The organism is Roseofilum sp. Guam (assembly GCF_017746735.1).
Taxonomy (GTDB): domain Bacteria; phylum Cyanobacteriota; class Cyanobacteriia; order Cyanobacteriales; family Desertifilaceae; genus Roseofilum; species Roseofilum reptotaenium.
Genome location: NZ_JAGHZN010000031.1, coordinates 1 through 15,878, shown reverse-complemented (window position 1 = coordinate 15,878; position 15,878 = coordinate 1). Strand labels below are relative to the sequence as shown.

Annotated in this window: 18 protein-coding genes; 6 read left to right on the top strand and 12 right to left on the bottom strand. The window is 42.2% G+C overall.

Features of this window, described 5'->3' with window-relative positions; genetic code table 11:
• Positions 1-297: 297 nt before the first annotated feature.
• From J7529_RS13715 to J7529_RS13685, 7 genes are all read right to left on the bottom strand, one after another.
• A complete protein-coding gene (locus tag J7529_RS13715) occupies positions 298-1,374 on the bottom strand; it encodes an FAD-dependent oxidoreductase (protein ID WP_318729418.1) in 1,077 nt (358 codons plus the stop codon).
• 279 nt (positions 1,375-1,653) lie between these two features.
• The gene (locus tag J7529_RS13710) at positions 1,654-1,836 is read right to left on the bottom strand and encodes a hypothetical protein (RefSeq protein ID WP_318729417.1); all 183 of its coding nucleotides are present in this window, start codon (positions 1,834-1,836) and stop codon (positions 1,654-1,656) included.
• Between the two features lie 14 nt (positions 1,837-1,850).
• The gene (locus tag J7529_RS13705) at positions 1,851-2,246 is read right to left on the bottom strand and encodes a pre-16S rRNA-processing nuclease YqgF (RefSeq protein ID WP_318729459.1); all 396 of its coding nucleotides are present in this window, start codon (positions 2,244-2,246) and stop codon (positions 1,851-1,853) included.
• Positions 2,247-2,562: 316 nt separating this feature from the next.
• Entirely contained in the window at positions 2,563-3,411 is an 849-nt protein-coding gene (locus tag J7529_RS13700; protein ID WP_318729416.1) for an alpha/beta fold hydrolase, read from the bottom strand.
• A 213-nt stretch (positions 3,412-3,624) separates the two neighbouring features.
• Complete coding sequence (locus J7529_RS13695; RefSeq protein ID WP_318729415.1) at positions 3,625-3,966, bottom strand: hypothetical protein; 342 nt, start codon at positions 3,964-3,966, stop codon at positions 3,625-3,627.
• Complete coding sequence (locus J7529_RS13690) at positions 3,963-4,190, bottom strand: hypothetical protein (protein WP_318729414.1); 228 nt, start codon at positions 4,188-4,190, stop codon at positions 3,963-3,965. Before J7529_RS13690 ends, J7529_RS13695 begins: the two co-directional genes overlap by 4 nt.
• Before the next feature lie 204 nt (positions 4,191-4,394).
• Positions 4,395-5,024, bottom strand: a complete 630-nt coding sequence (locus J7529_RS13685) for a DUF416 family protein (protein WP_318729413.1) — start codon at positions 5,022-5,024, stop codon at positions 4,395-4,397.
• A gap of 108 nt (positions 5,025-5,132) precedes the next feature.
• Here J7529_RS13685 and J7529_RS13680 point away from each other — a divergent pair, with 108 nt between their 5' ends.
• Entirely contained in the window at positions 5,133-5,462 is a 330-nt protein-coding gene (locus tag J7529_RS13680) for a XisI protein (RefSeq protein ID WP_318729412.1), read from the top strand.
• Between the two features lie 21 nt (positions 5,463-5,483).
• Here J7529_RS13680 and J7529_RS13675 read toward each other — a convergent pair whose 3' ends face one another.
• The 3 genes from J7529_RS13675 to J7529_RS13665 form a co-directional block, all read right to left on the bottom strand.
• Entirely contained in the window at positions 5,484-6,920 is a 1,437-nt protein-coding gene (locus tag J7529_RS13675; RefSeq protein WP_318729411.1) for a DUF697 domain-containing protein, read from the bottom strand.
• Between the two features lie 74 nt (positions 6,921-6,994).
• Entirely contained in the window at positions 6,995-7,858 is an 864-nt protein-coding gene (locus J7529_RS13670) for an aKG-HExxH-type peptide beta-hydroxylase (protein WP_318729410.1), read from the bottom strand.
• Between the two features lie 137 nt (positions 7,859-7,995).
• Positions 7,996-8,304 carry a hypothetical protein gene (locus tag J7529_RS13665; protein WP_318729409.1) on the bottom strand — a complete coding sequence of 103 codons (309 nt, stop codon included), beginning with the start codon at positions 8,302-8,304 and terminating at the stop codon, positions 7,996-7,998.
• Between the two features lie 82 nt (positions 8,305-8,386).
• Here J7529_RS13665 and J7529_RS13660 point away from each other — a divergent pair, with 82 nt between their 5' ends.
• The 4 genes from J7529_RS13660 (at position 8,387) to J7529_RS13645 (ending at position 13,023) form a co-directional block, all read left to right on the top strand.
• Positions 8,387-9,751: an AAA family ATPase gene (locus J7529_RS13660; protein ID WP_318729408.1), complete on the top strand. Its 1,365-nt coding sequence runs from the start codon at positions 8,387-8,389 to the stop codon at positions 9,749-9,751.
• 62 nt (positions 9,752-9,813) lie between these two features.
• Entirely contained in the window at positions 9,814-10,143 is a 330-nt protein-coding gene (locus J7529_RS13655; RefSeq protein ID WP_318699552.1) for a XisI protein, read from the top strand.
• Between the two features lie 89 nt (positions 10,144-10,232).
• Positions 10,233-11,504, top strand: a complete 1,272-nt coding sequence (locus J7529_RS13650) for an FAD-binding oxidoreductase (RefSeq protein WP_318729407.1) — start codon at positions 10,233-10,235, stop codon at positions 11,502-11,504.
• 151 nt (positions 11,505-11,655) lie between these two features.
• Positions 11,656-13,023 (top strand): (Fe-S)-binding protein, encoded by a 1,368-nt coding sequence (locus J7529_RS13645; RefSeq protein ID WP_318729406.1) that lies wholly within the window; start codon positions 11,656-11,658, stop codon positions 13,021-13,023.
• On the opposite strand, the gene J7529_RS13640 is transcribed toward J7529_RS13645, so the two are convergent.
• Together J7529_RS13640 and J7529_RS13635 are read right to left on the bottom strand one after the other, a co-directional pair.
• Positions 13,020-14,372 (bottom strand): ATP-binding protein, encoded by a 1,353-nt coding sequence (locus J7529_RS13640; protein ID WP_318729405.1) that lies wholly within the window; start codon positions 14,370-14,372, stop codon positions 13,020-13,022. The two genes, J7529_RS13645 and J7529_RS13640, sit on opposite strands and share 4 nt — an antisense overlap.
• Positions 14,373-14,523: 151 nt before the next feature.
• Positions 14,524-15,069, bottom strand: a complete 546-nt coding sequence (locus J7529_RS13635; protein ID WP_318729404.1) for a class I SAM-dependent methyltransferase — start codon at positions 15,067-15,069, stop codon at positions 14,524-14,526.
• Positions 15,070-15,292: 223 nt separating this feature from the next.
• Here J7529_RS13635 and J7529_RS13630 point away from each other — a divergent pair.
• On the top strand, positions 15,293-15,878 hold a 586-nt coding region (locus J7529_RS13630), incomplete at its 3' end, for an RNA-guided endonuclease InsQ/TnpB family protein (RefSeq protein ID WP_413038889.1).

Genomic DNA, 15,878 nt, shown 5'->3' with positions numbered 1-15,878 from the left:
TTCAGGGGTCAAGATGAAAAAGGTAATTTATAGTTGATTCAATGAACACTCAGACACTCTAAGAGAGTCTACAATAACGGTATATGTAGGGGCGAAAAATTTTTCGCCCCTACAAAAATGTCTCACTGTTATTTGAATTGACTATAGGTGTAGCGACCTGCAAGCACGATGAGGTGAGGTTAATTATATAGCAGAGGAAGGGAGAGTTACGACACTTTCTATTGCTATTCGGGCCTATTGCCTCAAACCATAACCTAACTGTCCTAAGCCACTTATTCCGTGCTATAGCTTCACTGCTTAAGATTGGAGCAATGGAATAAGAATCTGGGCAGTTGCTGGAGCGAGTAGTACCCCATTACGGTAATGGCCGGTGGCAAGCCATACCTGTTCGTGACCGGGAAGTTGACTAATAATGGGAGCCGGTTGGTTGTGGGGACGAGGGCGTAAACCTGACCATTTCTCGGTCATATTTAAATGTTGCAGACCCGGACAAAAGCCGATCGCTACTTCAATCATTTCATTGAACAACTGCTTATCTGCAATCATCTCATCCTGTTCATCGGGAAATTCCACTGTAGCGCCTACCCAATAGCTACCAACTCCTGACGGCACGACATGCACATCACCAGAGGTAATGGCAGGTTGAAAGTCCGGATCGCCTAAAATTTCCCCTTCATAGGCGATCGCCTGACCCAAAACTGGGCGAATATCTAGAGGAGTCTGTAAATATTGAGCCAGGAATGGACTGCCTAAACCCGCAGCAATAATCACTCGATCGGCTTGCCATTCCTGGGATTGAGTTTGCACGCGATAACCAGAATTACCTACCACTAAGTTAACTACGTCCTCGCCAAACTCAAACCGCACCCCTCGCATTTGAGCGGCTTTAATCAAACATTCCGTTAAAATTTTGGGGTGAACCTGGCGATCTTGGGGAGAATATACCGCTCCCAGACACTGCTCAACTGCCAAATGAGGACAACGCTCTTGCAGAGTTTCTCGACTCCAAAGTTGCAGATCCCATCCTTGAGATTGGCGAGTCTCGGCTAATTTCTGTTTTTGCTGCCACTTTTGTTCATCCCTGCACAGCATCAAAATCCCTTGGCGGTTATAGGGAATCGTTTGCTGGCAGAGGGTTTCGAGTTCCGGGATTAAGGTATCATAGCGGCGAATACTGGTTTCTCGCATTTGCCAGGCTCTACCCTTGGTTTTCTGGCTAATGCATCCCATCATCACTCCCAACGCAGCGCTCGTACAGCCTTGAACTCCAGATGTGCGATCGATCGCGGTAATTTCCACTCCCGCTATTGAGGAGAGTTCATAGGCGATCGTTGCCCCAATTACACCACAGCCAATAATCAGAATTTGCGTCATAATATCGTATTTTTCTCTTTTTTATGATGGTTAGTTATAGACGATCGCAATTAGAAGCACACAAGAAAGGAATCGTTAAGAAATTTCTCTTCTAGCTCCTTGGGTAGTTATGGCATCATAAATCAAGCGACTTTCTTAAAGCTAAATTAACCGGTTCAACTAATTCAGGTAATAAGTTACCCAACTTTCTTTGAAAAACAGCTTCATTTACTGTGGCTATTTTATCAGCTCTAATTAATGAAGTCTTAAGGAAAAGCAACTAACCAGATTTCATGAATCTTAGGATTCATAAATATCTTCCTCTGGATCATTCCATTCTTGAAAACCCGTTTCAGCCAGTTGCATGAATTCTTTAGTTTCCAAAGATTTTCTGATTTCGTTCATGAGTTGATTAATTTCTTCTACTGGTAATTGTAGAATCATAGATTTGATGTGTTCTTGAGTCATTTTCTGAGTCGCCATAACCACTAAAAAAATTACAATGAAGCAAAATAGCGTTCAATCAGGATAATTGCCACAATATCATCGATGGGACGGGGAGGTTGGCGCATTCCTTGGGGAACCAGACGAGTTAAGCCTTTGGGGGGATACATTTGCCAGTAGCGATCGCGAGCTTCTAAGGTAGAATATCTCTCATCTACCTTGATAATTTCCACGGTTTCGGCAAACTCCGGTTTCAGTTTCGCTTCCCAAGCTTTCGAGGTAGTTTGATTTCCCATTACTAACACGGAAACCCCATACTGTTGAGACCAAGCTTTTAAAGTGGCGATCGCCTGCTCCGAAGCAACCACTTCATGCTCGAATACCTGGCGATCTTCATCCATCACCGCAATGCCACATTTATCTTTACCCGGATCGAATCCCAGAATCATCAATTTTTCGACTGCCTGCTTGCGAATCTACTCTCATTGTACGTTACCGAACATACAATAGAAGACGAAATCTATGCAGTAAGTGGCTCTAGGCTGAAGCTGCAATAATGTGGCAGTCTAATCTTGAAGTCTCGTTGGAGGCGATCGCTGTAGCCGTAGTAGTCGTAGTGGATTGTTTCATCTAAAATAGTGCATTAGACTTGGTTTTGTAGTGAGGGATTGAGCAATCTCCAGCTAGGCTTTTAAGCACTCTTCGTGCTTACTACAAACAAAGCACTATTTTAGATGAAACAGTCCAGTAGGGGGTGAGCAAAAACTATGCACTTTGTCGTCGTAGAAACGGAATCAGAGCCTCGCACACTTTTTCTGGCCAGTCTTCTTGAGCATAATGCCCAACTTCTTCTAGTGCAATAAATTCGGCTTGTGATACCCTAGAAATCGCTTCTTTTGCGCTCGATGACGACAACCAGGGATCGTTGTCTCCCCAAATCACTTGTAGGGGTTTTGACCATTGGGGGAGAGTGGTGCTAATTTGGGCTAAACTCGATTTCAGGTTCAGATTTCGCAACGTTGCCAGCAGAGCGCGTCCAGCCGCCGAAGCTTCTAAAAAGGGACGACGATAAACATTGAGGTCTTTTTCATCGACTTGATAAGGCGATCCCCCTTCCAGGGTGCGATCGACAATGAGGGGATCTTGGGTCATCATTTCTCCCGCTAGAGGTAGGGTAAACTGCTGGATTTTCCAGGGTAATTTAGCTTGGGGACTCAGGGGAATGTTGATTAAGCTGAGGCGATGGATGCGATCGCTATTTTGCAGAGCATAGAGGAGTCCGGGAACACTGGTGTAGCCTTGCAGCACGAGGGAAACTTGCTCCAATTCTAGACTATCCATGAGGTCACCCAAAGCTTTAGCAAACGCTTCTGGAGTATAGGCAAAGTCCCGTTTTTCCGGAAATGCTGATTGTCCGGAACCGATCCAGTCTGGGGCGATCGCCCAAAATCCTTGTTCGGCTAGAGACGGCAGAACTTCTCGCCAACTATAGCTTTGGGAGAGTAACCCATGGAGTAATAAAACTGCGGGTTTGTCGGTTGCTTGCATCGGTTGCGCTTCGCGATAAAACCACTCTAGGGAACCGACGTTAATTTGCTTCTCCTCAATAGACACTCTTGTTGCTCGACTCCGTTTCGTTTCACTGGGATGGAGTTAGCATACCGTGTTTTTACCTCTTTTACTACTATAATTGGCGATTTTAAAAACGAATATCCTGCCAAATTTCAGCGTCAGCAAAGCGCTCTAAACGTTTGCGATTCGTTGTCGCAATCACAACATACTGACCAGGATATTCTTCTTGAATGAGTTTCTATTGAGCGCATATAATCATATCACAATCAATATTTTTGAGATCGGCAGTTTTGGCATCCCTTGCGTTCTCGCTTCTGCCCATAATTTAGATGCTTCCTTAAGTACCGGTTGGATAATCGGTAGAAAATCGATAATTTCTGGTAACCGATCTAGATTCTTTAGACCATCATTTCTAGATGCAGTTAAACCAACTAATAATAAACCTCGCCGCACTTCATAATCACAGATATCAGAATAAACAAGATAAGCCCCTCTAGCCAAAATTTGATACAACCACCGTTTGCATTCTTGGGCTTCACCTAAATAACTCGGAGATGAAATTAATCCGACAATGCCTGAATCTAAAAAGACAATCATTCTTGATGATATAACTTAAAGCCTGATGATCGCTCTCGATCGATGATTTCCTTTACCGTTTGCCAATATTGTTCTCGATCGCGCACTTCTTCTGGGGAAGGTTCTTCTTCTATCCACTGTTTTAATAGTGCAAGAGTCGCTTGATTTTTATCTATCTGCTCTTCAAGAGTCTCTCCTTTATGGGGCAAAACGAACCTCGATTGAAGTTTTAATTGTTCTGGCATAAACTAATTTTTGCTGATTGAATCCAAATTTACTGATATTTTAACACGCATCTCCCCATTCACTCACCTCGCTCTGGATATTCGCCGATAACAGAGGACGACGTATAAGTGTTGCCTCGATATTCTTCACTAAACCCAACAAGATCTCTCGCTTAACCTGATTGGAGGGGGATCGCGTAATCAAATTTCCTGAGAAATTTTATTTCAGGATAAATCAATAATAGTTTTACCTTCATTTTTGTAAGAAGTACGAAGCCATTCAAGGATTTCTGTGTCTAAAATTTTTGCTTCTTTTAAGCGTTGTAAATCTTCTTTCTGTTTGGCGATTTCTTGTTTTGCCAATCGATGATTGGCAATATACTGACGTTGTTCTTCCAAAGGTTTTGCAGGCCAATCAGGATCGTCTGTATCTTTCTCTAAGGTTAGAAAACTATCTATAGTATCTGTAATATATTCAGCTATTTTTACTACTTTTTGTGAATCAATATTCAGATTGATTTCCAAAATTAAATCAATCACACTACAAGCCATTTGAGCTTCAAATATAAATCGTGAAAATCGGCAATTATCCGCATCAGGAGCGATCTCATCCATTTGTCTTTGTAATTGGTTGATTTTTGGGATATCTGGTGTTTGAGCTTGAAGGATACGCCAAGCCTCATCTAATGCCTCTCTAAGAACTTGAGGATTTCCCCATTTTTCTTGTTGACAAAAAACATCATAAATTGGCAGCATTCTTTCACACATTGAAGCAGCAAATGCAAGTCGATGTAAAGGAGGTAGTTCATCCAGCACTGTATTTAATTCAGATAAATTAAAGAGTTCTAAATTCATTGCTTCATTCTATTAAAATAAGGGATCCTAAGAATTTAAAGTATATTTACTTTACTATAGAAACGCTATACTCTCTTTATATTACCCTAATTGAAAAGAGGTTGTCGAATGGAAAAACTAGAAAAGTATCGCCAAATTGTTGAAGAGGTTATCAAAAGTCATGTCAGTCCCGAAGAGCCGGATATTGAATCCCAAGTGATTTGCGATCGCGAACAGGATCATTATCAACTGGTGGATCTGGGTTGGCAGGGTTTCAATCGTATTTATGCCTGCTATATTCATATCGATATTAAGGACGGAAAAATCTGGATTCAGAACAATATGACAGAAGCCGACTTAGGACAAGAGTTAGTGGATAAAGGCGTTCCTGCTTCAGATATTATTCTCGGTTTACATCCCCCATATAAACGTCCTTATACCAAGTATGGCGTTGCTTAAGATGCAAGCAGTCTATTAAATCTAAATGGATTTTATTTGCACGAGTTTCAATTTATTGACGGCTGCAGTAACAAAGGATTGAACAAACGCTGTGCGCTGATTTTGTTCAAAGATGGTTTTGATAATCGAGGTCAGCTTCTCCAAATTTAAGCCCTGCTCTGGATTAAAGTCTTGGGTTTGGAAATACTCAATTAAACTTAATCCAGCAATGCGGGTTAAATAGGCAGCGCTAATGCCTTGTACGAGTCCGCCTGCTGTATAGGTGATGGCGTTGGTTTTGAGAACGCCGGTAATGGTTTGGGTGGAAAGTTCGACTAATCCCAGTTTGACGATCAGTTCGCCAACAATGCCGGCAACTTTTTGCCCCTGTTGCAGGCTAAAGGACTGGTTCGGTTGATAGATTTTTGCTAAGTCTAAAATCAGTTGACCGGTAATTGCCCCCGTTGTCAACAGATCGAGGCTGGGAATGGGGTTAGCAAAGGCAGTGGTAGCAGCGATCCATTGATATTGCTCGATCGCCGGCAAAGCGCGATCGCGGCGTTTTTGGTTCCAGACAGCTTGGATCTCGCTCTGTAAGGCTTCTGCTTGGCGCTGAATCGTCCCTAAAATGGGCACATGGGAAGCATCCGACACTTGCGCGAGACGGCTTTTCAGGGATTCAATTTGGGGCGCTGGATTTTCCATCCATTCGTCTACAGTGCCATCGGGGTGATGTTTGCGGACTTTGATGGGTTGAGGGATAGCGGCAGTTACCACTAAATCCTCTTTCTCTAGTTTACCGGTAATGCGGCTGTTGATTTGTTGGAGAATACTGGGCAGTTCTTGGGGTAAGTATTGGTCTTGTTTATTCAAGACTAAAATAACGTGATGATGGTTATTTTTTAGCTGTTGTATGGTTTGATATTCAGAATCGGTTAAATCTCCGGAAATAACCAACAGAATAACGTCGCTGTTGCGGTGTTGTTCTTCAATCTGGCTTTGAATTTCTTCACTCGGATTGGGCGTAAATAGAGGAGGTGTTTCGATAATTTGCCAATCCTGGGATAGTAGCTCAAACAGGCTACTTTTTCCCACATTTTTACCGCCGGTAATCGCGATTTTCAGGGTTTGGCGGTTGATTTCTTCTTTGAGTTCATTGAGGCGATTTTGCCAACTGGAAATATCAATCTCTTCTGTCGCCAACTCGGCGTTCGCGAAGCGACTCCAAAGGAGTATCGCCCCTTCAACCTGGGTAAATGTTCGCTCTAGAGTTTCCTTATTTACTGGTGAAGAAAGGGTTTTCACGGGAACAGAGACAGAATTTTGTCGCCACCACCAAATCCCACCCCAGGCGATCGCCCCCAGGGTAACCCATTCTCCCCATTCACTCACGGAACTTTGGATACTTGCCCACAACCACAGAAGTGCCCCTAATCCTAAGCCACCAACTAACAGAGGACGACGTATGAGTGTTGTCATTGATTTCTCCACTAAACCCAACCATATTTCTAGCTTAACTCGATTGGGACTCCATTGGGGGGCGATCTCGTACCCTAAACAACAACAACTGTCTGGAAGGATTTTTCTAATTGATGTAAAGAGGTTTCCACCTTTCCTAGAATTTCACTAAATCTGGGTTGAACCAAGTCAGTATTATCAACCACAGACTTGATACTTTGAACAGTTTCTAAAGACGCAGAAAGCATTTGCTCAGAAGGTGGATGAACATGAGGATTGCTTGGTTCTCCAGCTTCTTGGCGATAACGGAGTATCTCATGGGCAACTACCAGACTATGGAATGCGTTATCAAAAGGACGTTCTATCTTTAAAATGCTGGACTTTGCATAGTTCTTTTTGTTGCTTAACTGTGATCTGTCAGTATAGTGCTGATAACATAATTCATCTAAAACTACAAGATTATGAGTCAGTTCATGGACTAAACACTCTGCAGTATCCATATCTGTCCAGTGGCGTTTGATCGCACACCAGATTGTTCCAGGTGCGTCGGATGTTGAACCACCTCTTGCATTCGGCGATCGCAAGTAAAATAAAGTATGAATCACGAGATCAAATATTGTGCCTAGAGAAGGATTCACTTGATTTAATAGGATCTGACCATTTTTAACATGGCTTAACGCTTCCTCCATTGATGCAAGAGGTGTATTCAAATCAATTTTTGGTTTTCGGCTTCCCTTGCCTTGATGTTTAACCGCTATTTTTTTGATTCGCTCTATATCAACACAAAATTGCTCAAGGTTGCCGTGAGTGGGGATAGGAGTTTCTGAAAAATGTTTATTCAAAAAACAGATATATTGATTTTTTAATTTCTGAAGGCTGTCAATGGTCTGTTGCTGGTGACTACAAGCCAAAAGAAAAACAGTTTTGATACAATTTTCATATCCATCCACGTAAAACATTTTGACTCTCCGATGTTCTCTTGGTATGTTGTTTAGTTTTCATTAATTCAAAAAACAAATGCTAAATGTAGGGTAAATTCGAGAATCGCCCCTACATTTAGCGACGAGATCAAGTTTTGCCAAAGCTAAATCATTAATTAAAACATTTCAGATTCTAAGTCATGGGCAAACTGGATATAGTGGTAAGAGCAATGCCCTGCAACATTATTTTCACCGTTGTCTTGGTGCATACTGCGGACTTTAGTTGCGACGGCTTTTATCTGCTTGATTTCATCAGTTGATACGGTGTTGGCCAGATTTGCAATTAAATCTTGAACGTTATTTTGCATGAGCATAATTGCGGAACTCCAGTATTGGTAATTTAGCTCCTTTCCAATATTGAAAATAAAATTAGTGCCAGCAATGCTAAAATGTTTTATTGGATCGTGTGTTTTGTAAAGAAACATTTCACTTAAAATCGTGAAATATCGTGAGACGCTGTATTGGACTGAGTTATAATGGTGAAAACCCTTACTCTATCTTGACTCTATGGTTGTTACAGCAATGTTACAATTTGCCGATCGCCTCGTCTTTGACGAAACGGGAAAACACTTAGATGACATTCAGAAAGCTGTAGTGAAAGGGGTTTGGCAAGGGAAAAGTTATGAAGAAATTGCCCAAGAATGTCATCGCAGTGAGAGTCGGGTGAGAGATGTGGGGTATAAGTTATGGCGAATTTTGTCAGAACGGTTAGAAGAAGATGTGAATAAATCCAATTTTCGGGCGACGATTGAAAGATTGCATATCCCAATTAATTCGTCTCAGTTAGTTGGGGTAGGAATTCATAGTCATTTTAATTTATGTCCAGAGACATCAGAAAAATATCAAACAAATGCTTCTACAAAAAGTCAAGCTAGTGTGAATTCTTTTATAGATTTAGCATTAGCTCCAGAAATTACTCACTTTCAAGGACGCAGCGAGGAACTTGAAAAACTTTCTGAGTGTATTTTCAATCAAACTACTCGTCTCATGGCAGTGTTGGGATTAAGTGGTATTGGCAAAACAATACTGGTTAGGCGATTTATTGACTTACATTTGGATTCCTGGGAGGCTGTAATCTGGAAAAGTTTGAAATTCCCCAAATCTCTAAGTCATCTGCTGCATGATATTTTGGCGACTTTCAACCCAGAAACTGAAAAGAGTCTTGAGCTTGATGAACAAATCACCCAAGTCTTTGATCTGTTATCTAAGCGGCGATGTTTGCTGATTTTTGATGATGTCCAAACTCTGTTTATCCCTGGACAATTTGCGGGACAGTATCAACGCGAATATACAGAGTATAGAACTTTCTTCAAAATGATTGCTGAGGTTTCACATCAAAGCTGTTTCATCCTTATCAGTCAAGAAAAATCGCCAGAAATGATTTCTTTGGATGCCGAATTATACCCAATTCAATATTTAGAACTAGGAGGGTTAGATGCTGATGCTTTAGAATTCATGCAATATCAGGGATTATCCTCTGAAAATAATTTGTTAGACTTAAGCAACCTATATCAAGGAAATCCTTTCTATTTCCAATCTATCTCTAGTTTAATTAAAGAGGTTTTATCCGGTGATGTGGATGAATTGATGGCTGAGGATAGTTTGATATTGACAGAAGAGATAAAATCAGTGTGGAATAGCTTGTGGATGAGGCTATCTCAGGTAGAAAAAGACATCAGTTTAGAGATGAGTCGGGCAAAAGCGCCTATGTCCAGAGATGATTTAAGAAATGCTTTAACATTGTCTTCTCTAGAAGTTGTCAATGGCTTACAATCGTTGAGTAGGCGCTATCTATTAAATTCAGTTCAGGGCGATCGACTTTCATTTACCCTCAATCCTATTTTTCAAGAATATCTAAAATTTGTACGCTAAGATGAGCAAGGAAACTGTCTCCGCCTGATCGCATATGACCCTAATTTAGAAGAGTGTGTCGAATGGAAAAACTAGAAAAGTATCGCCAAATTGTCGAAGAAGTTATCAAAAGTCATGTCAGTCCCGAAGAGCCGGATATTGAATCGCAAGCGATTTGCGATCGCGAACAGGATCATTATCAACTGGTGGATCTCGGTTGGCAAGGCTTCAATCGGATTTATGCCTGCTATATTCATATCGATATTAAAGATGAGAAAATCTGGATTCAGAACAATATGACAGAAGCCGACTTAGGACAAGAGTTGGTGGATAAAGGTATTCCCCCTTCAGATATTATTCTCGGTTTACATCCCCCATACAAACGTCCCTATACCAAGTATGGTGTGGCTTAAGATTGTAGTGTAATGGAGATAGCAGTGGGTCGATCGCGGAGTATCATAGATCGTAGAGACTCAAATCAATCACCTTATCTATTGCTCCTGTGACTGCGATCGCCCCCACCTCCCTCCTCGATATCTGCCCCCTGTTGCCCTTTGAACAGCTCGAACCTTCCCTACAACAGCGTTTTCAACAGGCTTGGCAACCCGGATCTCCCCTTCCTTCTGTGGTATATCCAGAAACTCAAGCGCAACTGAGTGAAGTGATGAAACTCTCCAAAGCAAACCAATGGCAGGTTTTACCCTGGGGAGCAGGCAGTAAAATTCATTGGGGTGGCATCGGTAAACCAGTAGATCTTATCATCAGTACTCAACGCATCAATCAGGTGATTGAACATGCAGCCGGAGACCTCACGATTACTGTAGAAGCCGGGATAACCTTGGCACAGGTGAAGGAATTTCTCGCGCCCCACAACCAGTTTTTAGCCTTCGATCCAGCCTACCCCAACCAAGCCACCATCGGCGGTATCATTGCGACAGCGGATACCGGAAGTTGGCGACATCGGTATGGTGGCGTGCGCGATCGCCTGATTGGACTCTCCTTTATCCGCAGTGATGGGGAGATTGCCAAAGCAGGGGGCAGAGTCGTCAAAAATGTTGCCGGTTATGACTTGATGAAACTGTTCATCGGCAGTTATGGCAGTTTGGGGATACTTTCTCAAGCCACGTTCCGCCTATATCCGATTCCCGAACATTCAGCTACTGTGGTGCTTTCAGGAAATCCAGAGGCGATCGCCCAAGCCACCCAAACCCTACTGAATTCCAGTTTAACCCCCACTGCCCTCGATTTAAGACCCCAAAATGACCAAATTCTGCTCATTGCTCGGTTCCAAAGTATATCCTTCAGTGTGCAAGAACAAGCTAAACGAGTATTCGATCTTAGCCAAGCATTAGGATTGAGCGCCCAAATCTACGAGCAGCAGGAAGAAAGCCAACTATGGGCAACCTGGCAACATCAAATTTGGGAAACCCACCCCCAAAAGGTTATCTGTAAACTCGGTATTCGTCCCACCGAAGTCGTTAACCTGTTGCTAAAAATTGAACAACTTGCCCAAGTGCAAAGTCAATGTGTGCTTCACGCTCGTACTGGCTTAGGTATACTACGATGCAATCAAATTCGATCGACACAACTGTTGGAGTTGCGATCTTATCTTACCTCCCATGGCGGCTTTCTCAGTGTCTTAGAAGCCCCTTCATCCCTAAAACAATCCCTAGACGTATGGGGATGTACAGGAAATGCACTTAAAATTATGCAAAATATCAAGCATCAATTCGATCCCGATAACTTACTCAGTGGCGATCGCTTCATTCGATAAACTACATTTCTATAGTATCGATTAGCATAACTCATGTTTTTTACCTTGCACCAAGCTAACCCTTTTTTGCATAATTAAAATCAGATCCAGTCAATTAGTAGGGTAGGTAGTGCCCTAATTCCCTATTCTCTATTCCCTATTCCCTCTTTTCATGACTCCCGCCAAAAGTAGTAATTTCTTATCTCAAAACCCCCATTTGTCCTCTGGATTTGATCCTCAAAATCCACCCAATCCCGATCTAATTAATACCTGCGTTCATTGCGGATTTTGTCTCTCCACTTGCCCCAGTTATCGCATTTTAGGACAAGAAATGGACTCTCCTAGAGGACGCATTTATTTGATGGATGCGATTAACCAAGGTGAAGCGCCCTTAGCCCCCGCTACCTCCCAACATTTTGACACCTGTTTAGGATGTTTAGCCTGTGTTAGCACCTGTCCTTCAGGAGTGCAATATGATAAACTCATTTCCGCTACCCGCCACCAAGTCGAACGCAACATTAATCGCAATATTCCCGATCGCATTATTCGCTCCTTAATCTTCAGTCTTTTTCCCTATCCTAATCGCTTAATTCCCCTTCTTTATCCCCTCTATTTCTATCAAAAATCAGGCTTACAATCTCTCATTCGGCGCACCAATCTTCTGAAAAAAGTATCGCCTAGATTGGCGGCAATGGAATCCATTTTACCCCAGATTTCTCTCTCTTCCCTACACCATTCCTTTGCTGATGTCATTCCTGCCCAAGGGAAAAAACGCTATCGGGTGGGAGTCATTCTTGGCTGCGTGCAACGGCTGTTTTTTAATCCAGTGAATGCGGCAACGATTCGCGTTCTAACTGGGAATGGGTGTGAAGTTGTGATTCCCAAAACCCAAGGCTGTTGTGGGGCACTCCCAGAACATCAGGGGCAAACCAAACCCGCCCAAGATTTAGCACGCCAAATGATTGATTCCTTTGCCAATTACGATCTGGATTATGTGATTATCAATGCCGCTGGATGTGGACATACCCTAAAAGAATATGGTCATATTTTAGCTGACGATCCCAATTATCAAGATCGGGCAAAACAATTTGTCAGTAAAGTCAAAGATATTCAAGAATTTTTAGCCATGGTGAGCTTAACTGCACCCTTATCTCCCCTAGCTGAAGAAGAGTTGAAGGTTGTTTATCAGGATGCTTGTCATCTATTGCATGGACAAAAAATTAGTGTGCAACCCCGCCAATTACTCAAACAAATTCCTGGCATTCAATTAAAAGAACCTGTAGATGCTGCCTTATGTTGTGGAAGTGCAGGAGTTTATAATATGTTGCAGCCAGAGGTGGCAGAAAGTTTAGGCGATCAAAAAGTGAATAATTTGCTCAATACGGGAGCTAATTTAATTGCTTCTGCAAATCCAGGCTGTAGTTTACAGATTAAAAAACATTTACAGCAGCAAGGTAAGACTGTTTCGATTTTCCATCCCATTGAGCTACTCGACTATTCCATGCGAGGCATTACCCTATCTTCCCTCGACAGGACTTAATCTGAGGAGGAGGAAAGGGAGACAGGTAACCAAATTTCAAAGGTTGTACCGCTTCCAATTTGCGATCGCAGTTTCAGATATCCTTGATGTTTTTCAGTTACAATCTGGTGGGAAATGGCTAATCCTAATCCCGTCCCTTTTCCCACGGGTTTGGTTGTAAAAAATGTTTCAAAAATACGCTCTTGAATCTCTGGAGGTATCCCCGTTCCATTATCTCCCACCTCAATTTTAACCCATTCTGACTGATCGGATTCCATTAACCATTGGGTGGTAATCGTAATTTCTGGTTTCCATTGATCGGATTTTTCCCGTTCATTTAAAGCATCAATCGCATTGGTGAGTAAATTCATAAAGACTTGGCTCAATTGCCCTGAATAACACTCAACTAAGGGTAACTCTCCATAACTTTTCACCAAGTGAATTCCAGATTTGAATTTATTCCGTAAAATCAATAAGGTACTATCTAAACATTCATGAAGATTCGCCAGTTGGGGATGGTTTTCACCCATATGAGAAAAGTTCCGCATTCCACCGACTAAGGCATTTAAGCGCTCTGCACTCTCCTGCATACTATCAATTAGTTCGGGTAAGTCGTTCTGTAAATACTCAAAGTCAATATCTTCTTTGATCTCTTCAATGGGTTCCGGATCTTCTCCAGATTCTTCCTTATAAGCTTCTACTAAATCTAGTAAATCCTCACTATAGGTTTTTAAGAACTTTACATTTCCCCATAGGGTATTAACTGGATTTCTGATTTCATGAGCTAATCCAGCTACCATTTGCCCTAAACTGGCTAATTTTTCGGTTTGAATCAGATGGGCTTGAGTATTTTCGCGTAATAGTTTCGTGGTTAGTTCATGAATTCTGGATTGAGCTAGGAGTAATTGATGAACATCGAGCAAACAATAGCAATGGCTTGAACACTTTATGACTAAGGGTTCATAGAGTTTTTCTGGAGGACGTTCTAAAGAGCGAACTGCTGCTTCTACAATAGGTTCTGTACCGGGCATAATCAGGTGATTGGGTAAAAGATGTTGACCAACTTTTTGATTGGCTAATCGATTTAAAACTCTAATTTCTCGCCGGATAAAAACTTCTAAACCATAGGGACGACTCAGTTGCTCTAGAAATCTTCTTCGGGAAATCATTCCGGCAAATTCACCTTTGTCTGTTAAAATTACTCCAGGCAAAAGGGAATATTCTTTAAAGATTTGTGCGACGACACGTCCCGGTTGACTAACATCCACAGAACATTCCCATAACGAGAGGTCTTTTAAGGTTGAATCAAGGTTTACTTTTGTGGCTCTCAGACCGGCGCGAGCCACTACCTCTGTTGGTATCTCTGACACTTTTACCACCATATTTTTTATTATTCAAAAACTCTTCCTCTATTATAGGAATAAAAACTATAATAGACTATAATGAGGGTTTAAGTAAGTCAATTTTTATTATCGCCTTAAACTTTATTTAACCTATTTAGAATTTATTTAACCTACTGATTTATAAGGGTCTATTCCCAGAAAGATAGAGCCGCGATCGCACCCGTTCTAAGCAAAACTCATGAACTAATATCCAGCCCCATTTCGGGGAGATTTCCGGGCGTTTATGGGGAGTGACAATCATCAGGCGATCGCCAATCCAGCTTAACTGATATACTAAGGCCGGTAAGCGCGATCGCTCCACCAAATGCAGCGCAAAACTACACACGATTAACCCATATTCACGTCCCCACAACACTCCCTGCTCAATGTCTTCAAATCGATAACCCTCGGCCACCTGTCCCGTGCGCTCTAGATAAGCCTCCTGAGTATACGGATCAATGCCCTGTATATCCTGCCATCCCAACTGACGCAAGGCCAACGTCACTTCGCCACTCCCACAAGCCAAATCCAAAACGGGTAAACTCCCTCTCGGTACATCTACTAGCCCCTGAGCCAAAACTTGCCCAATCCTCTCCTCATGGGGATTACGATAGGTTGCTCCCTGCTGTTGGTAAAAGTCTTCTACTCCCCAGGTTTCATAAGCCTGACGAATCGATAAATCCATGCAATTAACAATTAATAATTACGGTTCTGCCCCATCTTCCCCATTCCCTCTCCATCCTCCCATCCCGCCCTTGCCCCCAATCCCTAGAGAGAGTAAAATCAGAGCATGGGCTGCTCTTAGTTCAAACTTAATCTAGGCTGACGAAAACCCGACTGGTAAGGAAGATGTCAGTTCAATTACCAAAAAGATGGGTCTAGAGCAATGCCCTTCCAGGGCAGCTTTCATGAGAACCCTAAAGTTTAAGCTATACAAACATAAACGAAATAGATACCTGAAGCGACAGATAAATGCTGCTGGGGTCATCTATAATCATTGTATAGCACTTCACAAACGGTCCTACCGATTGTGGGGTAAACACTTAAACTGTGCCCAACTGCAAAAACATACTGCTAAGTTAAGAAAGCGTAATCCTTTTTGGCAATTAGTTGGTTCTCAGGCGGTTCAAGATATTTGCCAGCGCATAGATAAAGCTTATAATCTATTCTTCAAACATCAGGGTTCGGCTTTGCTCACCAACCACGGAAAAGGTTTGAGACCGCCAGGTTTTAAGAAGATTAAAAAATATAAGTCCTTAGCTTTATCTAGCCAGAAAAAAAGATCTAGACATTGGCACAAGGCAAGACTTGATCTGGCTCGCAAATATGAAAAGATTGTTAACCGTAGACGAGATTGGCAGTGGAAATTGGCCCATGAGTTAACCAATCGGTTTGATGTTTTGTACTTTGAAACTCTTAATCTGAAAGGAATGCAACGACTTTGGGGTAGAAAGATCGGTGATTTGGCATTGGCTGAATTTCTTTCTATTCTTG